The sequence below is a fragment of the Pseudarthrobacter kochi genome (assembly GCF_055412805.1).
On the sequence record NZ_JBVAYV010000036.1, the window covers coordinates 16,055 to 38,739 of the forward strand.

Annotated in this window: 20 protein-coding genes and 3 pseudogenes; 14 read left to right on the forward strand and 9 right to left on the reverse strand. The window is 67.3% G+C overall.

The window, feature by feature from the left end; all coding sequences use genetic code 11:
• Positions 1 to 39: 39 nt before the first annotated feature.
• Positions 40 to 1,368, forward strand: coding sequence for a mechanosensitive ion channel family protein (locus tag ACZY0Y_RS15490; RefSeq protein WP_463958971.1), 1,329 nt, complete (start codon positions 40 to 42; stop codon positions 1,366 to 1,368).
• On the opposite strand, the gene ACZY0Y_RS15495 is transcribed toward ACZY0Y_RS15490, so the two are convergent.
• The 3 genes from ACZY0Y_RS15495 to ACZY0Y_RS15505 form a co-directional block, all read right to left on the reverse strand.
• A complete protein-coding gene (locus ACZY0Y_RS15495) occupies positions 1,307 to 2,707 on the reverse strand; it encodes an alpha/beta fold hydrolase (RefSeq protein WP_463958973.1) in 1,401 nt (466 codons plus the stop codon). The two genes, ACZY0Y_RS15490 and ACZY0Y_RS15495, sit on opposite strands and share 62 nt — an antisense overlap.
• 148 nt (positions 2,708 to 2,855) lie before the next feature.
• Positions 2,856 to 3,740 carry a pullulanase X25 domain-containing protein gene (locus tag ACZY0Y_RS15500; RefSeq protein WP_463958975.1) on the reverse strand — a complete coding sequence of 295 codons (885 nt, stop codon included), beginning with the start codon at positions 3,738 to 3,740 and terminating at the stop codon, positions 2,856 to 2,858.
• A gap of 201 nt (positions 3,741 to 3,941) precedes the next feature.
• Positions 3,942 to 4,808, reverse strand: a complete 867-nt coding sequence (locus tag ACZY0Y_RS15505; RefSeq protein WP_463958977.1) for a DUF1295 domain-containing protein — start codon at positions 4,806 to 4,808, stop codon at positions 3,942 to 3,944.
• A gap of 139 nt (positions 4,809 to 4,947) precedes the next feature.
• On the opposite strand from ACZY0Y_RS15505, the gene ACZY0Y_RS15510 reads away from it, so the two are divergent.
• From ACZY0Y_RS15510 to ACZY0Y_RS15520, 3 genes are read left to right on the forward strand one after another with little or no spacing between them, the layout of a single operon-like run.
• The gene (locus tag ACZY0Y_RS15510; RefSeq protein WP_463885511.1) at positions 4,948 to 5,409 is read left to right on the forward strand and encodes a MarR family winged helix-turn-helix transcriptional regulator; all 462 of its coding nucleotides are present in this window, start codon (positions 4,948 to 4,950) and stop codon (positions 5,407 to 5,409) included.
• Entirely contained in the window at positions 5,406 to 7,274 is a 1,869-nt protein-coding gene (locus ACZY0Y_RS15515) for an AMP-dependent synthetase/ligase (RefSeq protein WP_463958978.1), read from the forward strand. The genes ACZY0Y_RS15510 and ACZY0Y_RS15515 overlap by 4 nt, the downstream gene beginning before the upstream one ends.
• Positions 7,271 to 7,705, forward strand: a complete 435-nt coding sequence (locus tag ACZY0Y_RS15520) for a DUF2177 family protein (protein WP_463958980.1) — start codon at positions 7,271 to 7,273, stop codon at positions 7,703 to 7,705. The genes ACZY0Y_RS15515 and ACZY0Y_RS15520 overlap by 4 nt, the downstream gene beginning before the upstream one ends.
• 28 nt (positions 7,706 to 7,733) lie before the next feature.
• Here ACZY0Y_RS15520 and ACZY0Y_RS15525 read toward each other — a convergent pair whose 3' ends face one another.
• Positions 7,734 to 8,999 (reverse strand): SulP family inorganic anion transporter, encoded by a 1,266-nt coding sequence (locus tag ACZY0Y_RS15525; RefSeq protein WP_463958981.1) that lies wholly within the window; start codon positions 8,997 to 8,999, stop codon positions 7,734 to 7,736.
• Between the two features lie 319 nt (positions 9,000 to 9,318).
• Here ACZY0Y_RS15525 and ACZY0Y_RS15530 point away from each other — a divergent pair, with 319 nt between their 5' ends.
• Together ACZY0Y_RS15530 and ACZY0Y_RS15535 are read left to right on the forward strand one after the other, a co-directional pair.
• Complete coding sequence (locus tag ACZY0Y_RS15530; protein ID WP_463885519.1) at positions 9,319 to 10,383, forward strand: TerC family protein; 1,065 nt, start codon at positions 9,319 to 9,321, stop codon at positions 10,381 to 10,383.
• The gene (locus ACZY0Y_RS15535) at positions 10,380 to 10,730 is read left to right on the forward strand and encodes a helix-turn-helix transcriptional regulator (protein ID WP_160667480.1); all 351 of its coding nucleotides are present in this window, start codon (positions 10,380 to 10,382) and stop codon (positions 10,728 to 10,730) included. Before ACZY0Y_RS15530 ends, ACZY0Y_RS15535 begins: the two co-directional genes overlap by 4 nt.
• 73 nt (positions 10,731 to 10,803) lie before the next feature.
• Here the strand turns inward: ACZY0Y_RS15535 and ACZY0Y_RS15540 are convergent, their stop codons facing one another.
• Positions 10,804 to 11,895 carry an adenosine deaminase gene (locus ACZY0Y_RS15540; RefSeq protein WP_463885521.1) on the reverse strand — a complete coding sequence of 364 codons (1,092 nt, stop codon included), beginning with the start codon at positions 11,893 to 11,895 and terminating at the stop codon, positions 10,804 to 10,806.
• A 48-nt stretch (positions 11,896 to 11,943) separates the two neighbouring features.
• Here ACZY0Y_RS15540 and ACZY0Y_RS15545 point away from each other — a divergent pair, with 48 nt between their 5' ends.
• Together ACZY0Y_RS15545 and ACZY0Y_RS15550 are read left to right on the forward strand one after the other, a co-directional pair.
• Positions 11,944 to 14,550: an excinuclease ABC subunit UvrA gene (locus ACZY0Y_RS15545; protein WP_463958983.1), complete on the forward strand. Its 2,607-nt coding sequence runs from the start codon at positions 11,944 to 11,946 to the stop codon at positions 14,548 to 14,550.
• Positions 14,551 to 14,799: 249 nt separating this feature from the next.
• The gene (locus ACZY0Y_RS15550; RefSeq protein WP_463885525.1) at positions 14,800 to 15,498 is read left to right on the forward strand and encodes a transglycosylase family protein; all 699 of its coding nucleotides are present in this window, start codon (positions 14,800 to 14,802) and stop codon (positions 15,496 to 15,498) included.
• A gap of 143 nt (positions 15,499 to 15,641) precedes the next feature.
• Here ACZY0Y_RS15550 and ACZY0Y_RS15555 read toward each other — a convergent pair whose 3' ends face one another.
• Positions 15,642 to 16,169 (reverse strand): hypothetical protein, encoded by a 528-nt coding sequence (locus ACZY0Y_RS15555; RefSeq protein ID WP_463885527.1) that lies wholly within the window; start codon positions 16,167 to 16,169, stop codon positions 15,642 to 15,644.
• Between the two features lie 215 nt (positions 16,170 to 16,384).
• On the opposite strand from ACZY0Y_RS15555, the gene ACZY0Y_RS15560 reads away from it, so the two are divergent.
• The 4 genes from ACZY0Y_RS15560 to ACZY0Y_RS15575 are packed head-to-tail and all read left to right on the forward strand — an operon-like array spanning position 16,385 to position 19,433.
• Complete coding sequence (locus tag ACZY0Y_RS15560) at positions 16,385 to 17,284, forward strand: MSMEG_6728 family protein (RefSeq protein ID WP_463885529.1); 900 nt, start codon at positions 16,385 to 16,387, stop codon at positions 17,282 to 17,284.
• 47 nt (positions 17,285 to 17,331) lie between these two features.
• Positions 17,332 to 18,219, forward strand: coding sequence for an SDR family oxidoreductase (locus ACZY0Y_RS15565; RefSeq protein WP_463958985.1), 888 nt, complete (start codon positions 17,332 to 17,334; stop codon positions 18,217 to 18,219).
• Between the two features lie 42 nt (positions 18,220 to 18,261).
• Entirely contained in the window at positions 18,262 to 18,663 is a 402-nt protein-coding gene (locus ACZY0Y_RS15570) for a DUF1622 domain-containing protein (RefSeq protein WP_463958987.1), read from the forward strand.
• Entirely contained in the window at positions 18,660 to 19,433 is a 774-nt protein-coding gene (locus ACZY0Y_RS15575) for a YqjF family protein (RefSeq protein WP_463885535.1), read from the forward strand. Before ACZY0Y_RS15570 ends, ACZY0Y_RS15575 begins: the two co-directional genes overlap by 4 nt.
• Positions 19,434 to 19,533: 100 nt before the next feature.
• Here the strand turns inward: ACZY0Y_RS15575 and ACZY0Y_RS15580 are convergent.
• The 3 genes and pseudogenes from ACZY0Y_RS15580 to ACZY0Y_RS15590 form a co-directional block, all read right to left on the reverse strand.
• A pseudogene (locus tag ACZY0Y_RS15580) lies at positions 19,534 to 20,072 on the reverse strand (cyclophilin-like fold protein).
• 68 nt (positions 20,073 to 20,140) lie between these two features.
• The gene (locus tag ACZY0Y_RS15585; protein WP_463958992.1) at positions 20,141 to 20,389 is read right to left on the reverse strand and encodes a hypothetical protein; all 249 of its coding nucleotides are present in this window, start codon (positions 20,387 to 20,389) and stop codon (positions 20,141 to 20,143) included.
• Positions 20,390 to 20,543: 154 nt separating this feature from the next.
• A pseudogene (locus ACZY0Y_RS15590) lies at positions 20,544 to 21,440 on the reverse strand (MFS transporter); the annotation flags it as partial.
• Between the two features lie 116 nt (positions 21,441 to 21,556).
• Between ACZY0Y_RS15590 and ACZY0Y_RS15595 the strand changes: the two are divergent.
• Together ACZY0Y_RS15595 and ACZY0Y_RS15600 are read left to right on the forward strand one after the other, a co-directional pair.
• Positions 21,557 to 22,104: pseudogene (locus ACZY0Y_RS15595) on the forward strand (helix-turn-helix transcriptional regulator).
• 140 nt (positions 22,105 to 22,244) lie between these two features.
• A complete protein-coding gene (locus ACZY0Y_RS15600) occupies positions 22,245 to 22,556 on the forward strand; it encodes an LbetaH domain-containing protein (protein WP_463958989.1) in 312 nt (103 codons plus the stop codon).
• The last annotated feature ends 129 nt before the right edge of the window (positions 22,557 to 22,685 follow it).

Sequence of the window (22,685 nt, forward strand, 5' to 3'; positions counted from 1 at the left end):
GATTTCTATTGGCCGCGGAAGCTTGCTAGAGCTTAAGTAATGCAAGACGTCCTTGATCCCGCCATGCCCTTTCTGGTCCCCATCCTCGCAGTGGCTCTCGCCGTGGCCGCCGGGCTCCTCGCCTCCTGGCTGGTGCGCCGGGTTGTGCTCCGGCTCAACCGCAACCAGCCCGCCCTCCGCGAGACCTCCCGGGTGGCGCGCCTGCCGTTGCGCTTTGCGCTCTGCCTGATTGCCGTCCGGATCGCCCTGGGCCTGACCACGGACGACGCCGAATGGCGCCGCAATGTGGACCACGCGCTGCAGATCGCGCTCATCGGCTCCCTCGCGTGGCTGGCCATCGCCGTCATCCTCATCATCGAGACCATGGTGCTCACCCGCTACCGGGTGGACGTGGCGGACAACCGCCGCGCCCGCAGGCTCCGCACCCAGGTCATCCTCGCCCGGCGGATCGGCGTCGCCCTGATTGTCATCGTGGCCCTGGGCATCGCCATGCTGACGTTCCCCGCGATCCAGGCCCTTGGCGCCGGGCTGCTGGCCTCCGCCGGCGTGATTTCGATCGTCGCGGGTCTTGCCGCGCAGACCTCGCTGGTCAATGTCTTCGCCGGCATCCAGCTCGCCTTCACCGACGCGATCCGGGTCGACGACGTCGTGGTGGTGCAGAAGGAATGGGGCCGTATCGAGGAGATCACCCTGACCTACGTGGTGGTCCACATCTGGGACGACCGGCGGATGATCCTGCCCTCGACCTACTTCACCACCACCCCGTTCGAGAACTGGACCCGGCGGCAGTCCGAGGTCATGGGCACCGTGGAGTTCGACCTCGACTGGCGCGCCCCGGTCGAGGACATGCGCGCCGAGCTCAAGAGGGTCCTGGCAACCACCGAGCTCTGGGACAAGCGCGTGGGCATCCTGCAGATCACCGACGCGACCGCCGGCTTCGTCCGGGTCCGCATCCTGGTCAGCGCCGCCGACAGCGCCACCCTCTTTGACCTGCGCTGCCTGATCCGCGAAGAGCTGGTGCTGTTCCTGCAGCAGGAACACCCGACCGCGCTCCCCCACGTCCGGCTCGAATCCCTCGGCACCGTTTCGCTGGGGTCCGGCACGCCCGGCACCGCCGGTTCCGCTGCTTCCTCCGGCCCGGAGAGCTCCAGCAGCTCCACGACAACCGGTAGCGCAACCTCCGGCGCTGGCGCGAAGCAGCCGGGCAAGGTCTCCGCCGCGGACGAACACAGCAGGCACCCAGCCGATCCGCACGACTCCCAGCTGTTCACCGGATCGATCGAGGCGATCGAGCGCTCCAAGGCGTTCACGGGCCCCGGCAAGGAAGTGTTCGAGGACCGGGACAAGAGCATCGCCGCGCAGAACTAGTCATGTCCGGGCTGGGGCGCCGTCCTGGGCGGCCGCCGGCCTGGCGCCGTGCACATAGCGCCGGCGGGGTCTTCCCTGCCTGCGGGAACTGTTCAATAATCAGACGTCGGCGAGTCCGCGTCGGTGTTGCCCGCCGGGGCTTCGGCGCACCGGTTGTATCTGCGGCCGTGGGAGCGGGGGGCCTTCCGCGCCGGGGCATCGCGGACAGATCAGTAATCCGGAGCAGTCCGGCGCACCACGCACCATCCACAACGAGTGAGGGAGCCTGGCATGACCATTCCACCGCCGCACGAACCTGAGCCGTTTCCGCCGGAGCCCGGCCCCACCACCCCCGAGCCCCAGCCCGGCGACCCGTTCCCGCCGGAGCCGGGTCCGGTCCCGCCGCCGCCGCCGATTCCGGAACCTGGCCCTGCACCAACACCCGGCCCGTTCCCCGCACCGGGGCCGCTGCCGATTCCCGACCCCGGCCCGGTCCCGCCGCGCCCGGACCCCACACGGTTCTAGGGCAGTTCCAGGGTCGCAGTTCCAGGGTCGCCCGGCCGGCGGCCCGGCTCAGGCCGTGCAGGAAGTTCCGCACTTCCGTGTTGAAGGCGGCGGGCGCCTCCATCGGAGCCAGGTGTCCGACGTCGGGAATCACCGCAAGTTTTGAACCCGGAATCTGGCGATGGAGCTCGTGGGCGACGTTCAGTGGGGAGCGTTGATCGTCCGCGCCGTACAGCAGGAGTGTCGGAATGGCGATGGTGGGCAGTACGGGCCGGTAGTCGGCCCGGCCGCTGGCGGAGAGCAGGGCCCGCATTCCTGCCGGGCGCACGTCTGCCATGATCCTGGTGGCCTCGGCCACCACGGCGGGATCGGCCTTGTCGGTGAAAAGTGTCGGCAGCCACGCGTTGATGATCGTCTCCGGAGGCTGATCGATCTCGGCCAGCACCTGGGCGTAGCGCCGTTCCACCTCCTCGGGCGGCAGGGATCCCGCCCAGCCGGCATAGGCTGACGCCAAAATCAGGGACGCCGGTATCTCCGGGTACCCGCGGTACAGCTCCAGGACAACCAGGGAACCCCACGACAGGCCCACAAGGTGCGGCTTCGCAGGAACGGCCGCGCGCAGGAATCCGGCGGTGATGGCCCCAAGCTCCCCGGCAGATAAATCCGGGGCGGGGTCATCGGACTGGCCGCACCCCGGAGCGTCCCAGGCGAACACTGTGAAGTCGTCCGAGAGGCCCTCCAGCTGTTGACGCCAACTCCGGCTGTCATCCCCGGCCCCGTGGAACAGGACCAGCGGCGGTCCCTGGCCTACCCGCTGGTACGCGATCCGCAGCCCGGCAACCTCGACGGCTTCCATGATCCAATGCTAGGCCGGTCTGGACTTGCCGGGCAGGGCCAGTTCGGGACGCGCAAAACCACCCGCGACGCGCAAAAGACCCCTCGCTACCAGGATTCGGGCGTCGAGGAGTCTTTTGCGCGGCGGCAGGAAGAATGCGCGTCGCCAGCTACGGCAGGACGATGTCGTGGGTCCGGTGGTCGTAGTGGATGACCAGCTGGCCGCCGGAGTGGTGCACCTCGTGGTTGGCGCCGTCGAACGCACCAAAGGCCCCGAAGTTCTCGTCCCAGGCGCGGTTCAGCGCGATCTTGAAGCTGTAGGAACCGGCTGGGAGGTCCGCCGCGAGCTTCCAGAGCTGATCGACGAGGTCCAGTTCCATCTGGGATTCGTCGTACTGCGGGGCCCAGTTGGCCGGGGCGCCCAGCAGGATGTTGAAGTCGCCCACAACGGCAACGGCGTCCGGCTGCTCGATGGTCTCGACGCTGGTGGCGGGGGCTGCGGTGGCGGAGGCCAGGGACTCAGCGGCCGGGGAAGCCGCCGGGGCCTTGGCGGCCGGGGCTTTGCGCTTGCGGACCGCCTTGGCGACAGGGGCAACGGCCTCTTCGACCAGCTTGGCAGCCTTGCCCGCAACCTTTTCGGCAACCTTGGCAGCCTTCGGGGCCGCCTTCGCGGCTGGCTTGCCGACGGGCGCCGACGGCAGGGGGGTGTCGGCGGGAACGGGAGTTCCGGCGTCGAGCGCTGCGGCGAACGCGGCGGGGTCAGCGAACGCGACGGTGGCGCGCTGGCCGTCCTCGGTGATGGTCCAGCCGGAACGGCCCTTGACCAGCCAGCCGGCCTTGACCAGCTTCGCGGTGGCGGTAGTCAGCGTCTTGTGGCCGCGGGGAATCCCGCCGCTGAGCAGCTCACGCTCAAACTCGTTCAGCGGAACGCGTGCGATTGCCTCGCCCAGCACCGCTCCGGCGTTCAGTTTCTCATCCGTCCACACGCCCTCGGCAAGGACATCCAGTACGGCCTTCAGTCGGCGGGTGGTGTTTTCGGCAGTGTTCGCGCCCATGGGTCTCCTCTAGAAGCAATTGATCCACCTGCATTTTGCCAAGGATCGTCGAGTTTCCGCGAGTCGGTATCGGTTAACTCTGTGTGTCGTGACCCACTATTACACCCCATGGCGCCGGGCGCGAGGGGACTAGGGCTGCGTACACACGAGTAGGTTTTCCGGCCGGAATCCTCGGCCCTGCGGCGGCGCGGGCTGGGACTGCTAGAACTTGGGGATGAGGACGGGAGTGTTCTTCTTGTACGCCTCGTAATCAGCCTGGCCGCCCCACTTTGTGTCGGACTTCTTCTCAAGAAGCGGCACGCCGCTGACTTTCGTGAGCAGGAGGGTGACAAACACCGGGGAGATCAGCGCAACCCACTGCCACCCCTCCAGCGCGGGCAGGGCGATGATCGCGATGCCGATCCAGAGCAGAATCTCACCGAAGTAGTTCGGGTGGCGGGACTTCGCCCAGAGCCCGGTGGAGATGAACCTGCCCTTGTTGGCCGGGTCGGCGTTGAAGCGGCTCTTCTGCTGGTCGGCCACGATCTCGAATCCGAACCCGACGGCCCATACGAGGAAGCCGATCAGCGCGAACCAGTCGAGCGCGACCCTGGTCGCGGAGGTGATGGCCACCCACGCCGCGGCCGCGGTGAAGACAACCCAGAGTCCCTGGATGGTCCATGCGTTCAGGAACCTCACGAAGGACGGCTTGATCTCATCGAAGCGGTCGTCCTTGCCGGCCTTGCTGATGCGACGGAACAGGAACGTCCCCAGCCTCAGGGTCCATGCGAGGACCATGGCGGCCAGCAGCAGGGCCCGCGCGTCGACTCCGGGGGTGAGCAGGATGAGCAGCAGTGTGATGGCGGTGTAGGTGACGGTGCCGGTCAGGTCGTAGAACTTCTCGGTCTGGGCCCTGAAGGAGGGGATGAACACCAGCCACTGAATGAGGAACGCTGCCCCGACCGCCATCGCGAAGACGGGGATCCCGCCCAGGGTGGCCCCGCCCTGGCTGCCGGCCACGGCGATGAGCACCCCGATCAATACGACAACGGGGATGGCAATGAGCGACCTGCGGTCTGTGTCCTTCATCAGGGTTCCCTTCATAAGCCGGACTGGATTACGGCAAACGCCAGGAGCCCTTTCCGCTAGGCTGCCTATTATTCAATCCTGTTTGATGATCAAACATTATTCAGTATCCTTGATACATGCAAACGCAAGTAGGTGGGCCATGAGCACAGCCTCTTTCCACCCGGCCGCATTCACACTGCAGGGCATGTTCACCCTCGCCAACGAGACAGAACGGGAACTGGCCCGCAACCTGGAACTGAACCTCACGGATTTCCGTGCCCTCTCCGTGCTGGCACAGCTTGGCCCCGTCACGGTTGGCAAACTCGCCGCGGAGCTCGGCGCAACCCCGGCAACCACCACTGCGATCGTCAGCCGGCTCGTGTCCCGCGGTTACGTGGCACGCCACCGAGGCACCGGCGACCGGCGCCAGGTCCACGTGAGCGCCACTCCGGCGGCCGCCCGTAAAATCACCACCCTGATGCAACCCCTGGTGAACGCCACCAACGAGCACATCCAGGCACTGCCCGCCTCACAGCAGAGCGTCGTCGCGGACTTCCTCGACGTCGCCCAGCACCTGATGCGCGACCACCTCCACACACTTTCCACGAAGGACGCCCCATGAGAGAGTTCACCACCCCGCTGCTGGTTGAGGCGTCCGGGCATCGCAACGCGACCGAGCTGCTTCTGCAGCGGTTCCGCACCTCCCCCGACCACATTGCCTTCGAAGTACGTGCCGCGAACGCCGCGATCACGGAACCGTGGCGGCAGGTGACCACCCGACAGTTCGTCGACGAGGTCCGTGCACTGGCCAAGGGCCTCATCGCCGCCGGCCTTCGTCCCGGCGAATCCCTCGCCATCATGTCCCCCACCCGGTACGAGTGGGCGCTGGCCGACATGGCAGCGTGGTTCGCCGGCGCCGTCGTCGTCCCGATCTACGAGACGTCGGCCGCACCCCAGGTGACCGCGATCCTCGCCGATGCCGACGTGCGCCTCGCCATAGCTGGCACCGCTGAGCATGCCCTCCTGTTGGAGCAGGGGTTCGCGCAGGCGGGGACGCCGGGCCTGGGGGTCTGGACGATGGACGAGAGGTCGGGCGCTGACGTGGCCGACCTCGTGGCCCGCGGCGCCGAAATTTCCGACGGCACTGTTGAGGAACGCCGGCTGCTGGCCGATCTCGACTCGGTGGCAACCATCGTCTACACCTCCGGCACCACTGCCGCGCCCAAGGGTGCGCTCATCACCCACGGCAACTTCGTGGGCCAGGTCCTGAACGTGGCCGCCGCCTACACGGGCGTGGTCCGCGAGGGCGGCAACACCATCATCTTCCTGCCGATGGCCCATGTGCTGGCCCGCGGACTGCAGCTGACCTGTCTGGCCAACGGCATGCGCATTGCGCACCTGTCAGACCCCGGGGACGTGGTGCCCGCTCTCGGCGTCCTGAAGCCCACCTTCCTGGTGGTGGTCCCCCGGGTGCTGCAGAAGATCCAGGCGTCTGCCGCGGCCGCTGCGGCGAAGAAGCACTTCGGACGGGTGTGGGCGTCAGCGCAGGCCACCGCGGTCGCCTGGGGCCGGTTCGCCGAAGCCCACGACAACGACCCGGCGGCCAGGGCCGCGCTGGGCCTGCGGGTGAAGCATGCCTTGTTCGATCGCCTGTTCTACGCCCGGCTCCGGACGCTGATGGGCGGGCGCCTCGACTACCTGCTGTCCGGCGCCGCCGCACTCGACGCCGAGCTGTCCCTCTTCTTCCGTGGCCTGGGCCTGCCGGTGGTGGAGGGCTACGGCCTGACGGAGACCACCGCCCCGCTGACCGGGAACATGCCCGGGTCGATTCGGGCCGGGACGGTGGGGGTCCCGATGCCGGGAACAACCGTGCGCATCTCGGACCGGGGAGAGGTGCTGGCCCGCGGCGTCGGGGTGTTCGCCGGCTACCGCAGGCCGGCCGACAACATGGACGCCTTCGCGGACGGTTTTTTCCGCACCGGCGACCTCGGCGAGCTCGATGAACTGGGGCGTCTCACCCTCCAGGGCAGGATCAAGGACGTCATCGTCACCGCGGGCGGCAAGACCGTCTCCCCCGCCATCTGGGAAGGCTACGTCGAGGGCGACCCCCTCGTGGCGCACGCCGTGATGGTAGGCGAGGGCAAGCCCTTCCTCGGCGGGCTCGTGCTGCTGGACCCGGAATCCGTCGCAGCGTGGGCGGAGCGGGAGGGCATCGCCGATCTGGCCGGCCTGCGGATCCCGGACGACGGCGGCGCCGTCCAGATCGACGACGCCCGGCTTCTCACCGCGATCGGCCAGGCCGTCAGTGCCGCCAACGCCAAGATCGCGCGGTCCGAGCAGGTGCGCCGCTTCGTGCTGCTGCTCACCGACCTCAGCGAGGCCAGCGGCATCGTGACCCCCACCATGAAACTCAAGCGCGGCGACTTCACCGAACGCGCCCGCCACATCGTCGAGAACCTCTACGCGGACAAAAGGAGCCAGGCATGAACAACCACGTCAAGAGGTGGCTGCTTTCCTACGCGGTCGCAGCCGTGATCTTCGCCGCCGTCGACGTCCTCTGGATCGGCACGGTGGCGAACAACCTGTACAGAAGCCAGATCGGTGAGCTGCTGGCACCCAGCGCCAACCTCGCCGCCGCCGTCGCCTTCTACGGCATCTATGTCGTCGGGATCGTGCACTACGGCATCCGGCCCAACGACCCCGACGCCGGCATGCGCCAGCGGGTGACGGGAGCGGCCCTGTTCGGCTTCTTCACCTACGCCACCTGGGCCCTGACCGCGCTCGCCGTCCTCAAGGACTTCCCCGCCGTGGTGGCCGTGACGGACATCGCCTGGGGCGTCGCGGTCTGCAGCGCCGTCACCTGGCTCACGGCCACCCTCCTGCGGCGCATGTTCGCGCGGGCAGGCACCGCAAAGTAGCGCCCGGGGGGCTGCAAGGCCGGGAGCGTCAGTCCCCGGCGCTCCATTCAGCCCCGGTCTCGGCCATGTAGGCGGCCACGGCCGCGTCAATGGTGGAGTAGAAGTGGCGCGGGTCGATTTGGCGGGTCAGTTCGTAGCGTTCGATTTTCATCCGGACCCCGTGCTTGAGCTCGGCGAACACGAGCGAGGTGCCCTGCGCGTTCAGCTCCACGTCCAGCTCAAGCAATACATCCGAGGCAGTGGTGTCCACGTCCGTGATGGGTTCGGCCGCGATCACGATCCACCGCGGCCTGGGTTCGGTGCGCGCCAGCTTTCGAACGCTTTCGCGGAACGGCCTGACGCTGGCGAAGAACAACGGCCCGTCGAACCGGTAGATCACCAGGCCGGGCAGGTGTTTCGCGTCGGGGTGGAAGTGCACATCGTGGAACCCCTCGACTCCGGGCACCCGGCCGATCACCGTCTCGTAGGGCCACCAGGCCCGGCGGAAGATGTTGAGAATGGACAGCCCCACCGCAATGCCGATGCCGGGCAGGACCCCCAGCAACGTCACCCCGAGGAAGGCCGCGATTGAGAGGTTGAACTCGGTTTTACGCTGCTGCCAGAGCCGCCGGGTGCCCGCGAGCACTACCATGACCAGCACCGAGGGGACCTTGGGCAGCCACCGTTGGAGCGCCAGGATCAACGCGATCCCGGCGATGCCGACGGCGGCCGCGGCGACCACCGCCTCGCCGTTGACGACGCCCTGGATGAAGCCGACGAGGTCCCCGATGAAGCCTTCGCCGCTCACCGAGAAACCGAACAGCTTCGGGACCTGGCCGACCAGGATGGTGATCGCCAGGCCGTTCATGTAACCGATCATGGTCGGTTTGGAGATGAGGTCCGCGATGAAGCCGAGCTTGGCGACAGAGGCGAGGACCATGATGACGCCGACCATCAGAGCGAGCATCGACGCGAGGGCGACCGCCTTCTGCGGGTCGCCGTCGGACGCGACGAGCGGCAGCACCGTCGCGGCGATCATCGGACCCAGCGAGGAGTCCGGCCCCAGCACCAGAATGCGGGACGGACCGAAAATTGCGTAGGCGAGCAAGCAGAGAACTGTGGTGTACAGCCCGGTGATCGGGGGCAGCCCGGCCAGCTCCGCGTAGGCCATGCCCTGGGGAACCAGCAGCGTCGCCAGCACAATTCCGGCGACGATATCCTTGCCGAACCAGCTCCCCTGGTACTTGGCGGCGACGTCGAGTCCTGGCATCAGCTGGCGCAGCCAGCCGCTCCGGCGTTGTCCAGTCGTCGTCATAGGAGCACTCTGCCGGGCGGGGCCGCCCGGTGCATCCTCCGTCGGGGGTGAACCGGCTCAGCCGGCCGGACCCACCCCCATTTGCCCTATCACTTTTGGTCCCCATCCCCCGGTTTTGGCAACCAGGAGTGATAGGGCTAGTGGCCGCCACCCCTTGTCGCAATAGGTGAAGTATGGTTCACTAATTGGACGGAGGGGAGTATCCCCTGAAATGTCCCGTCGTCAGTACGGCCGACCCTGAGCGGCCCGGCGGGACAGGCCCTGTGGGGCCGGGAAAGACCTCCAGTTGGTGGTACTGACTGGAAACGGGTGTCCCCTCGTGAATGTTCCTTTTTGGGCCTGGTTGGCCGTTCTTGCTCTCATCGTCCTGATGCTGGCCATCGACTTGTTCGCGCACCGCCGGGCGCACGTCATCGGTGTCCGTGAAGCCGCTCTGTGGTCCGGTATCTGGGTCGCCTTCGGCGTCGGCTTCGGCGCCCTGGTCTGGCAAATCTACGGCGCTGAGTTCGGCCAGCAATACTTCGCCGGATACCTGATCGAGAAATCCCTCGCGGTGGACAACGTGTTCATCTGGGCGATCATCTTCACCTATTTCGCCGTCCCCCGCGAATACCAGCATCGGGTGCTGTTTTTCGGGGTCCTGGGCGCCCTGGTCTTCCGCGGCATCTTTATCGCGGCGGGCTCCGCCATCATTGCGAGCGCCGGGTGGGTGCTCTATATCTTCGCGGCGTTCCTTCTTCTCACCGGCTACAACATGATCCGCCACCGCAACGAACACCTGGATCCGGAAAAGTCCCGGGTGCTGCAACTCTTCCGCCGGCGCGTGCCCATGACGGACGACTTCCACGGCCAGCGCTTCGTGATCCGGAAGAAGGGCGCCGTGCTGGCCACCCCGCTGCTGGCTGTCCTGGTCCTCATCGAGGTCACCGACATCATCTTCGCCGTCGACTCGATCCCGGCGATCTTTGCCGTCACCGACGAGGTGTTCCTGGTCTTCACCGCCAACGCCTTCGCCATCCTCGGGCTCCGCGCCATGTACTTCCTGCTCGCTGACCTGATCCACCGCTTCATTTACCTCAAGATCGGACTTGCGCTAGTCCTGGTCTGGGTGGGCATCAAAATGCTCCTCAAAATCGACATCTACTACATCCCCACGCCGGCGTCCCTGGCCGTTATTGCCACTATCCTTGGGGTGTCCATCGGTGCAAGCCTCTGGGTCACGCGCGGCCAGGGCCGCAAGCCTCCGACAGCTCCCGTGAACCCTCCGTTCGGAACCGCCACCCCCGAGGAGATCGCAGGTCTCGAACCCCTGTGGCGCAAACGCAAGGACACGGAGGCGTCGTCGGAAGCTGCGGCGGATATTGCCAGTAAGGAACAAAAATGACGGCCTCCCCGCAAGGACCTGATCAGGGCCCGGAGCCGCAGTTGGCTCCGGCCCCCGCACGCCCCCCGTGGACCTTCTTGACGAACCACGGGCACGTCCTGCTGTCGGTGGCCGCAGACCCGCAGGCCCGCATTACCGATATCGCCGCGAGGGTCGGCATCACCCCACGCTCAACCCTGCAGATCCTCAAGGACCTGGAAGATGCAGGATACCTGCACCGCGTCCGTGCCGGGCGGCGAACCCGATATGCCCTTGAACCCCACCAGCACTTCCGCCACCCGGCCACGGCAAGCTGGGAAATCGACGGACTGATCGGACTCTTCGCCGGCCCCGCGCCGTCGGCCTGACCCCCGTTGCCCTGTCAGTTATGGTTCCCATCCGCCGGTTTTGGCAACCAGGAGTGATAGGGCAACTGGAGGGTTAGTGTCCGGATGCGGCGAGTTCGGCCAGCAGCTCCGTCTTGCGTTCCTCGCTCGCGAAGGAGGACCGGATCGAGTTCGCGGCCATCCGCACGCAGTCGAACTCGGACAGGCCAATCACCGACTTGAGCTGCGCGAAGTTGTCGTCCACGTACCCGCCGAAATACGCCGGGTCGTCCGAATTCACGCTCACGTTCAGGCCCGCTGCAAGCATGGCCGGCAGCGGGTGCTCCTCCAGGGTGTCCACGGCGCGGAGCCGGACGTTGGACAGCGGGCACACGGTCAGCGGCATGAGCTCGTGCACCAGCCGTTCCACGAGCTCGGGGTCCTCCATGCAGCGGATGCCGTGGTCGATCCGCTCCACGTCCAGGAGGTCCAGCGCATCGATGATGTACGACGGCGGGCCCTCCTCGCCGGCGTGCGCAATCCGGCGCAGCCCGGCGTCCTTGGCCCGGGCAAACAGCCGCTGGAACTTGGCCGGCGGGTTGCCCACCTCGGCCGAGTCGAGGCCGATGCCCGCGATCGGGGCGTTCATGGCGAGCAGCCGGTCCAGCACCTCCAGCGCGGAGTCCTCGGACAGGTCCCGCAGGAACGCGGCGATCAGCAGGGTGGTGATCCCGAACTCCTCGCGGGAGCTCGCCAGCACCGACGCGACGCCGTTAACACAGGTCTCCAGGGCCACCCCGCGGGACAGGTGCGCCTGCGGATCCAGCATGATTTCGGCGTGCCGGACGCCGGCGAGCGCTGCCCGGGACAGGTAGGCCCGGGTCATGTCGGCGAAGTCCTGCTCGGTCTGCAGCACGGCCATGTTGGCGTAATAGAGGTCCAGGAACGACTTCAGGTCGGTGAACTCGTAGCGGGAGCGCAGCTCGTCCAGGTCCGCATACGGCAGTTGGATGCCGTTGCGTTCGGCCAGGGCGAAGATCAGTTCGGGCTCGAGGGTTCCCTCGATGTGCAGGTGGAGTTCCGCGACCGGCAGCGGGCCGTGAACCTCCTCGGGAACCTCGGCAAATGCGGGGACCTCGGGGGTGACCGTTGCTGGGCTGTCCGGTGCAGCGCCCTCGGTGGCGGCGGCGCCGTCGTTAGTTTCCATTCGGTAAGGATATGCCCGCCGGCGGCAGACCCGGATAGAGTCGATTGGATGCACAGTGATCAGCATGCTTCCGATCTGTCCGGCCCGGCCATTCCAGGGCTGAGCGCCGACCGTCCCGCGGACGGCTTTGTCCGCGTGCGCGGCGCCCGCGAGAACAACCTGCGGAACGTGGACGTCGATGTGCCCCGCGACGCCATCGTCGCGTTCACGGGAGTGTCCGGTTCCGGCAAGTCCTCCCTGGCCTTCGGCACCATCTACGCCGAGGCCCAGCGCCGGTACTTCGAGTCCGTGGCGCCCTACGCCCGGCGGCTGATCCAGCAGGGCCACAACCCCAAGGTGGAAATGATCACGGGGTTGCCGCCCGCCGTCGCGCTTCAACAGCGCCGCGGCACGCCCAGCTCCCGCTCGACGGTGGGCACGGTCACCACGTTGTCCAATTCGCTGCGGATGCTCTTCTCCCGCGCGGGCAGCTACCCGGACGGCGCCGCGCCGCTGGATTCGGACGCGTTCTCCCCCAACACCGCCGCCGGCGCCTGCCCGGAATGCCACGGGTTGGGCATCGCGCATACCGTCACCGAATCCTCCCTGGTGCCGGACACGTCGCTGAGCGTCCGAGACGGCGCGATCGCCGCGTGGCCCGGCGCGTGGCAGGGCAAGAACCTGCGCGACATTCTCACCCACCTGGGCTACGACGTCGATACTCCCTGGCGTAAGCTGCCGAAAAAGGACCGCGACTGGATCCTCTTCACCGGGGAACAGCCCGTGGTGGAGGTGACGCCGCAACGCGACCGGGTCGCGAAGCCGTACAAGGGCCGGTTCTGGAGCGCGAAGAGCTACGTGCTGCACACCCTCGCCGACTCCAAGAGCACCACGATGCGCGACCGCGTGCTGCGCTTTATGGAGACAGGACCGTGCCCCGTCTGTGGCGGCGCCGGCCTGACCCCGGCCGCCCTCGCGGTGACGTTCGCGGGCCGCACCATCGCGGACCTCAATGGCGTCCCCATGACGGAACTGGCGGAGATCATCCGCCCCACCACCGAGCTGACGGCCGCCGGGACCGCCTCGCGCAAGCAGAGCTCCGGCGAGGGCAACGAAGTGGCCGTCGCCATCACCCGGGACCTGCTGCAGCGGGTCACCGTGCTGCTGGATCTCGGCCTGGGCTACCTCGCGCTGGGCCGGTCCACCCCCACACTCTCGCCCGGCGAGATGCAGCGCCTGCGGATCGCCACCCAGCTGCGCTCCGGCCTCTTCGGCGTCATCTATGTACTCGACGAGCCGTCCGCCGGTCTGCACCCGGCCGACGCCGAGCCCCTCCTCGCCGTCCTGGACCAGCTCAAGTCCTCCGGCAACTCGGTGTTCGTGGTGGAGCACAACATGGACATCGTCCGCCGCGCCGACTGGCTGGTGGACGTCGGCCCGCGCGCCGGCGAAGGCGGCGGCGAGGTGCTCTACAGCGGCCCCGTCGCCGGGCTCGCCGAAGTGGAGGCGTCCGTCACCCGGCCGTTCCTGTTCCCGGATGGGTCAGGGAAACCGGGCGGCTCCGGCAAAGCGGACGACGGCGGCTCTTCCGCGGGCGCCGCCCGCCGGGAAGCTGCCGGCCGGGAAGCTGCCGGCTGGCTGGAGCTGCGCGACATCAGCCGCCATAACCTGCGCGAGCTCGACGCCGACTTCCCCCTCGGCGTCCTGACCGCGGTCACCGGCGTGTCCGGCTCCGGCAAGTCGACCCTGGTCAGCCAGGTCCTCGCCGAAGTGGTCGGCGCCCACCTGCATCCGGAAGGCGGCACCGTGGCTGCCCCGGAGGATTTGGAGTCCGAACCCGCCGAATCCGCCGAGCCGCTCAGCGTTGGCCCGGTCTCCGGGCTGGACCGGGTGGACCGGCTCGTTAAGGTGGACCAGAAACCGATCGGCCGCACCCCCCGCTCCAACCTCGCCACCTACACCGGGCTGTTCGACGCCGTCCGCAAGGAGTTCGCCGCGACGGACGAGGCGAGGGCGCGCGGCTTCGGCGCCGGCCGGTTCTCCTTCAACGTCGCGGGCGGCCGCTGCGAGACGTGCCAGGGCGAGGGCTTCGTCGCCGTCGAACTGCTGTTCCTGCCCGGCAGCTACGGCCCCTGCCCGGAATGCCACGGCTCGCGCTATAACCCGGAAACCCTTGAGGTGACTTACCGCGGCAAGAACGTCGCCGAAGTCCTCGGCATGACGGTCAACGCCGCCGCAGAATTCCTGGCCGAGGTCCCCGCCGCCGCACGCAGCCTGCAGACCCTGCGCGAGGTGGGCCTGGGCTACCTGCGGCTCGGCCAGCCCGCCACGGAGCTTTCCGGCGGCGAAGCCCAGCGCATCAAGCTCGCCACCGAACTGCAGCGCGCCCAGCGCGGCCACTCGCTCTACCTCCTGGACGAGCCCACCACGGGCCTGCACCCGGCCGACGTCGAACTCCTCATGGCGCAGCTGCACCGGCTGGTCGACGCCGGCAACACGGTGATCGTGGTGGAACACGAGATGGACGTGGTGGCCGCAGCGGACTGGGTGATCGACCTCGGACCGGCCGGTGGTGACGCCGGCGGCAAGATCATCGCGGTCGGGACGCCCGCCGTCGTCGCACGGTCCAAAAAGAGCCGGACGGCGCCATATCTGGCGGCAGTGCTCGGCGGCTGAACCGCGTCCGGGCCGGAAGCCGTTGATTTTACCGTGTATCCGCGGAAAATAACGTCTTGATAACGGCAGGAACCTGGCTTAGCCTTGTGGTCATGCCCGAAGACCGGGCATTGAGTGCCCGGTGCTGCCACCACCAGATACTGCCCGACCGGCAGACACCGCAATGACCTCTATTGTCAGGGGCGGGCAGTAGTGCGACAACGTCCGGGGACGGACCGAGCACCGGTGGCCCTCAGGAGCATCAATCCCATGAAGAAAACCACCTACAGCACTGCCGCGCGCCGCGGCGTCACTCTTGCGGCCGTCTCGATCGCCGGCGTCGCCTTGTCCGCCTCGGCGGCCAACGCAGCCATCCCCGCCGCCACTGCCACGTCCGTCTGGGATTCCCTGGCGCAATGCGAAAGCGGCGGCAACTGGGCCATCAGCACGGGCAACGGCTACTCCGGCGGACTGCAATTCAGCCCCGGCACGTGGGCGGCCTATGGCGGGACAGGGTCTGCGGCCAGCGCCAGCCGCGAGCAACAGATCGCCGTGGCCGAGAAGGTGCAGGCCGGCCAGGGCTGGGGCGCGTGGCCCTCCTGCGCCGCGCAGCTTGGCCTGACCGGCGGCGCCATTGCCCCGCAGAGCCTGCCGGTGGCCAAGGCACCCGCCGCGGTTCCTGCGCCGGCCAAGGTGCCTGCCCGGACCGCCGCCCCGAAGGTCGCGGCACCCAAGGCGTCCGCACCCAAGGTCGCCGCACCCAAGGTGGCCGCCCCGGCGCCGCGGCACGTCGCGGCTGTCCCCCTGAGCGGCGAGAGCTACACCATCCAGAGTGGCGACACCCTGAGCAAGATCGCCGACAAGCTCAACATCGCAGGAGGCTGGCACCTGCTGGCCGACGCCAACGCGGCCACCATCAGCGACCCTGATTTGGTGTTCCCGGGCCAGGTGCTGCAGCTGCCCGCCTAGCCTGCCCGCCTGCCGCCCTCGGCGGCACGGCTAAGGCACGACGCCGGTTAAAAGCACGACGCCGGAGCGTCCCCTCAAGGGACGCTCCGGCGTCGTGCTCTTGGCTGTTCTTGGGTTAACCGGCAGTGCTGTGGCCGAAAGGCTCAGGCGGCCCGGGGAATCTCGCGGACAATCTGCACTTTCCAGGCGGTGTCATCGCTCGTGTCCAGCAGGGCGACGGTGCCCATGGCGAGGTGCAGCGCCACGCGTTTGGCGGCAAGCAGCTCAAGGTAGAGGTTCTCGTTCATGCGGCCCGGGGCGTCGATGACGTATTTCACGGCGTCGCGGACTTTGCGGTAGTTGTCGCTTTTCTCGCGCTTGAGGTGCAGTTCCAGCAGCCGTCGCTGGCGGATCCTGGGTTCGTGACGATTCAGCCAGGACACCGCGGCGTGGACCGCCACCACAAGGGTGAGCGAGACGACATGGATCTCCCAGCCGCTGGAAAGCAGGAACAGGGGAAGATTCGCGATCGCCACCACGGCAATGAGGAGCCGGAACGCCAGGATGCGCCGCATGGTCAGCGCCACCGCGGCCAGGGCCATCCGGAATCCGTGCTGCTCCTTGCGGGCAGCCGCCGGATCGATGATGAACTCCTCCAGGATCAGGATCCCGTTCGCATCGGGACTCAGCATTTGTCCGTACTTGGGCAGTTGGCCGGACGCAGGCTGCGCCGGAGATTCAGTTACTGGCTTCTTCGGCATGGGGCGTGTCTTCCGTGCGGCAGGGGTATTTCGTGCTAGTCTACGCGCCGAGGCTGAGAGCCGCCTGTCCCGTTCCGGAATGTGAACACGCTCACCCGCGGCTGCCAGCAATTGGTTCATTGGCTCCGTGGCCTCAAACTGGAGAGATGCAGACTTTTCTCCCCTTCCCCGATTTCCAGCAGAGCGCCGCGGTCCTGGACCGCGAGCGGCTCGGCAAGCAGCGCGTTGAAGCGCTGCAGATCCTGCGCGCTCTGGTGATCCCGGAGTACGGCTGGCAGTCGCACCCGGCTATCCGGATGTGGATGGGGTACGTTCCCGCGCTGACCCTTTACGGCCTGACCATGGTCGACGAGTGGACGGCCCGGGGCGGCGAGGACACCACTCGCGGCAAGATCATGGAGTTCGCACCCCAGGCTGCGCACCCCGACTACGCCGCCAAGATCCCGATGCCGCCGTGGCTCGGGGCCCCCGAGCTGCACCTCAGCCACCGCTCCCGGCTGATCGCCAAGGACCCCCGGTTCTACGCGCCATTGTTCCCGGACACCGACCCGGACCTTGAATACGTCTGGCCGGAGCCGACCCTCGACCTCCTGCCGGAGGACCCGGCGGGTGAGCGGATGTGGGTCCTCCGCCTGCCGCTCGGCGACACTGCGCCGGAGAAGCTGGACACCGTCAGCCTCCCGCCCGTGGGCAAGGCCAAGGCAGCCGCCGGGGACGATGAGTACCAGTTCGTCTACGCCGACTCAGGCGCGCGGCGCCCCGCGAAGCAGCGCAAGCTCCCGCCAAAGCAGCTCGTCAAAAAGCCGACGCGCAAGCGCCAGCAGCAGGAAGAGGCGTTCACCACGCTGCCCGGCAACTCGGTGGTGGCCATCCCGATTGCGGGTGGCACGTCCTTTGCCGTGGGCAAGGTCCTGGGCCGGCCGATCACCGTGGACGGCCATTTTGCGCGCAACTTCCAGGTGGACGAGATCCTGGACCGATCGGACTTCGACTACCCGGCGCTGCTGCAGGATCCGCGGGTGTTCTTCCCGATCCCGGCGCGGTAGTCCGGGTTCGGCGGCTGTGGCCGCCGAAAACTGGCAGACTAGCGAACATGACTGTACTTATGGCCGGTTGCGGCGATCTGGGCACCGAAGCCGGGCTGCGGTTCGCTGCGGCGGGCCACCGGGTGGTGGGGTGGCGACGCTCGCCGGAGAAACTTCCGGCCGCGATCGAAGGTGCGGCGGCTGACCTGAGCGCCGGTGAACTGCCGCCCATCCTGGCGGACACCACCGCCGTCGTCGTCGCGATTGCGGCGGACTCCCCCACCGAGGCTGCCTACCGCGCCGCCTACGTGGACGGGTTGTCGAACGTTTTGGACGCAGTCCTCACGTCCGGCGCCCCGGTCCAGCGCGTGCTGTTTGTCTCCTCAACCGCCGTCTACGGCGACGCCGGCGGGGACTGGATCGATGAACGCACGACGCCGGCACCCGGCGGGTTCTCGGGCCGCATCATCCGCGAGGCGGAGGAACTCCTCCACAGCCTGCTGGGCGGCACCGGGATCACTCCGGTGGTGCTGCGGCTCGGGGGTATCTATGGCCCCGGACGGACCCGGCTGATTGACCAGGTCCGCGGCGGCTCCGCGGTGATTCCGGCAGAGTCACGTTTCACCAACCGCATCCACCGCGACGACGCCGCTGCCGCGATCGTCCACCTGTGCACTATGGAGCCTGTCCCGGCGCCGGTGTATCTGGGCGTGGACAACGAGCCTGCCGAGCTCGGCGAGGTGCTGGGTTTCCTGGCCGCCGAGCTGGGACTTCCCCACCCGCCGTCGGGCGCGGCTGAAAGTGGCGGGCAGAGCGGCGGCGGTGAGCCGTCCCGCGGCGGAAACAAGCGCTGTAGCAATGCACTGCTGCGGGGCACCGGGTTCGACTTCCGGTACCCCAGTTTCCGCGAGGGCTACCGGGATATTCTTTCCGGAGCGGGAGTCCGGCACCCCTGACCAGCGGTTTTGGATTTCACCACCATTTCTTTGAGGGGAACGATGGATTTTAAGGACATTATCCAGGCGGTCGGCGGGTACATGGACATCGCCGGCGTGGCTGTCATGGTGCTCGGCGCCGTCATCTCCGTCCCGATGGCGATGCGCGGTTTCCAGCCCCGCAAGCTCCCGGAAGGATCCGCACCGCTGTCGGTGTACCGCTCGTACCGCCAATTGCTGGGCCGCTCGATCCTGCTCGGGCTGGAGCTCCTGGTCGCGGCCGACATCATCCGGACCGTCGCCGTCACGCCAACCTTCGAAAGCGTCGGCGTGCTGGCCATCATCGTGCTGATCCGGACCTTCCTGAGCTTCTCACTCGAGCTCGAAATCACCGGCCGCTGGCCCTGGCAGAAGCAACCCGAAGGCTCCTCTGCCACCGCTGAACTAGCGGACCGCGACCGATGAGTCTTGATCCCTGGCCACGTGCCCCTGAGCTTCCGACCCCGATCATCATGGATCAGCGGTGGACAGATGCGGTCTTCCTGCACTGGCGGATCTCTGATGCCGTCGCCGCCTCGTTCATGCCGCCGGGGGTCGTCCCGGACACCTTCGACGGGTCCGCCTGGGTGGGGCTGATCGGTTTCCGGATGCAGGGCGCCGGCCTGGGCCGCGGGCCGGGGATTCCCTATTTCGGCAGCTTCAACGAGATCAACGTGCGCCTCTACTCCCGGGAGCCCGACGGCACCCGGGGTGTTGTGTTCCTGAGCCTGGATGCGACGCGGCTGGCGGTGGTTCTGGCGGCCCGGGCGGCCGGGATTCCCTATGTGTGGTCGCGGGCGGGTTTCCGTGGTGTGGGGACTTTGGATCCGGTGGCCGGCGCTGTTCCGGGGGGCTCCCGGGCCGGGTCCCGCGCCGGGTACTGGGTGCGGCGGTTCCGGGGCGGAGCCCGGAGCGACTTTGCCGTGGCCCCGGAGCCCGACGCCGAAGCCACCGACCTGCTGTCCCTCCACCTCACCGCCCGGTTCGGTCTGCACACCCGTTTCCGGGGCAGGACCCTGTACGTTCCCAACACCCACACCGCGTGGCCGCTCTACCGGGCAGAACTGACCCAGCTTGAGGACCAACTGGTCGCCGCGGCCGGCATCAACGTCGAGGGGCCGCCGGAATCCGTGCTCTTCTCGCCCGGAGTCCGCACCCAGTTTGGCCGGCCACGCGTGGTGAATGTCGGGTCCTGAACCTTGCTGTGGAGGTGCCCATCGATGCAGGGGGCGGTGATGAATGCACCGATCTCATGGTCGAGTGCGGGAAGATCGAGCACCGGCTGTGGTGTGCCCGTCAGTCGGCTTTACGGATGGTGACGGTGAATCCGTCGGGCTGGTTTTCGATGGCGTCGGTGTTTTCGTAGGTGCCGATGGGTACGATCCCGTCAAAGTAGCCGACGTGCCGGTAGTAAAGGACGAGGCTTTGACCGGGGGCGTAGTATCCGACCGTGAGCGGCGCGGCCTCGCTTCCCTCTGGTGCGCCTTCGAGGTCCAGGGGGCCGGTAGTTGCGATAGCTTTTCCTGGCCGCCGTGGTCCCGGAACGCCAGCGTTAGGGGAAGCTGGGCCAGGAGCGACGCTGACGTGGCGCTGCCGTCGAGTTCTCCTGTAATTCTCTGGCCCTGAAGCTCGATGACAATCGGTGTGGTGGTTGACGTTGCGGTCGGGGCGGTAGTCGGATCGACCGCCGTTGAACCCGGGGAAGGCGGCCGTGTATCAGCGCTGCCCCCGGGCTGCCGGTGCAGCCAGCCATAGCGATAGCGGTAGCGATCAGAACCAGCGCAGGCGCCACGACGCCTGGCCTCAAGGCTTTTCCCGGTGAATAGCGGTTGCAAGTGTTCATGGAGGATCCTTTCCGGAAATGCGGGGAGGACAAGGTCTGCCGCGGAGTTCGCCCGTGTTGTTAGAGGCGGGCGGGAAATGCGGTGCGGCGTCCGTAGATCGTCAGCATGAGTGCGGCCAGGCCGGCGACGATCATCACGACCGTAAGTACCAGGCCGCTGAAATTCGTCAGCAGGGCGGCGCCGAGGATGCCGGCGGTGAAGATGGCGAGGTTGAATGCTACCGGCAGGAACGAGTTCGCGACGTCGGAGTCCGCGCCTCCGGTGGTGGTGAGGGCGGCTTGGAGCTGGGCGACGCTTCCGTGCAGCAAGGGGCGGGGTGGCGGTCCAGGAGCGCGCCGGTGATGATGATTCCGGCGATTGAGGAGATTCCGAAGATGAAGAGATTCCGAAGATGAAGAGTTCGCCGTCGAGGGTGAGGCTGCTGCCTGTAGTCCTCAGGTACGGGGCGATGTAGGTGTAGATGGTGTTGTGGGCCAGCATCCAGGTGAAGATGACGGCCAGGATCACGGCGATGCCGGGGATTCGGAACACCCGGGCCAGGGGAAGCCGGGAGGCTCCGGGCTGCCCGTCGGCGTCGGGCGCGATCGCGGCGATGAACACACCGGCGACTACGGCCACCGCGGTGAGTCCGGCGAAGGCCCACCGCCAGTCGAAGGTGGTTCCGAGCCATGATCCCAGGGGTGTGCCGAGGGCGAATCCGACGGGTGCCCCGACTGAGACGATCGCCAGCGACAGCCCCGCTTGGGTGGGCGGGCTGATCTTCCGGCCATAGGCGGCCAGCATGCCCCAGATGATTCCGGAGAACGCGCCCGCAACGAAGCGCGACACCAGCGACAAGTCCACGTCACTTGAGAGGGCGGTGGTGCTGTTGGCCAGGATGAGGCCGAGGATCGCGCCAAGGAGCAACGGCTTGCGGCGCATGCCCCGGGTCATGGTGATGGCGGGGATCGTGATGATCACCGTGCCGAGGGCATAGGCACTGACGAACAGTCCGACAGTGCCCTCGCTCGTCCCCATCCCGTTGGCGATAGCCGGCAGCAGGCCCGCCGGCATGGTCTCCATTGCGGCGAGGACGAAGCCGATGACCGCCAGAGCGGCCAGGCTGGCTAGCGGCAGCCGTTTCGTTATATCAATAGCTACCCGGCCTGGCGCCGGAAGGGTGGTGGTGTCCCTTATTCTCCTTGCCCGCGACTGGGTTGCGCGGGTTACTTGCTGGTCAGGAACGGTTCGGCGTAATCGCGGAGGGTGTGGCGCTCCCACAGCCGCTGCGCGAGCGGCGGTGAGGGCTTCCGGGTCCCGGACACTGGCGGCGTAACCGCGGGCGGTGAAGCCCTCAGTTGTCAGTTCTTCAGCGAGCATTCCGCTGTTAGGTCCTTACCCAGTCAACACGCCAACCACCCCGGGGGAGGAGTCTCTATCAAGGGGTGTACCAGCAGGGCACGCCAACAAAGTTCGCAGGGCCTTAGTCTCGTGGCATGGACAATAAAGCCGAAGTACGCGAGTTCCTGATGTCGCGCCGCGCGAAGGTCACCCCCGAACAGGCCGGCCATCCCGCCGGGCCGAACAGGCGCGTTGCCGGGCTTCGCCGCACGGAAGTTGCGGCACTCGCGGACGTCAGCGTCGAGTATTACGCCAAGCTCGAACGTGGTGCTATCGGCGGAGCCTCCTCGTCCGTGCTTGATGCCATAGCCCGCGCCCTTCTCCTCGATGACACGGAGCGGACCCACCTCTTCGACCTCGCCCGCCTGACTGGGAGCTCTTCGCTGAGATGTGCGTAGCGATCATGCGGGCCGAAGCCGGCCGTGACCCCAACGACAAAGGGCTCCAGGACCTCGTTGGTGAGCTGTCCACGCGCAGCGATGTATTCCGGCAGCTGTGGGGCGCGCATGACGTTCGGACCCACGGGACCCGCACAAAGCCCGGCTCGCCCAGCGCTGAGCGACTGCGGCTACTCGCCAGCTGGGCAGCTTCAGGGTCCATAGCGGCTGCGCCCCGTCAGGAAATCTCCAATTCGGGCGGGTAACTGTCTCTGCGTTGGGACGGCCGGCCACTGGTACCCACCGGCGGCCCCCGTTGCCGTCAGCCGGGACGACGGGTTCATCAGGGAGGAGATAGCGGAAACCTTCACGCAAACTCCGTCCGACATCGGACTGAAAGGACTCCATGGAACTCGACGATCTCCTTGAAGTGTTGAATGCCGGCCGGACCATCACGGGAGACTCGGCATTGCATAACCTTATGCACCGGGTCAGCCAGGATGCCCTGCGCATTACCGGCGAGCTTAACAGCGGATATCAGGAGCCGGGGCGGGTGCGGGAGCTGTTGGCCCAGCTGACCGGCAAGCCAGTTGACGAATCCGTAACGGTTTTCCCGCCTTTCTACTCCGACTTCGGGAAGAACGTCACCTTCGGGAAACGGATCTTCATCAATTCCGGGTGCAATGAGGTGTGTCAAGGATGTGAGACAGCCGGTTAGTTTCTATTTGGTTAGGCGGCCGCGGGTAGCGGCTGGTTTTTGGTCTTGAAGTTGGCCATTGCTGTTGCCGGCGGCAGCCCATCATTGTTGGTGTGGGGCCGCCATCGATTGTAGAACACCTCGATATAG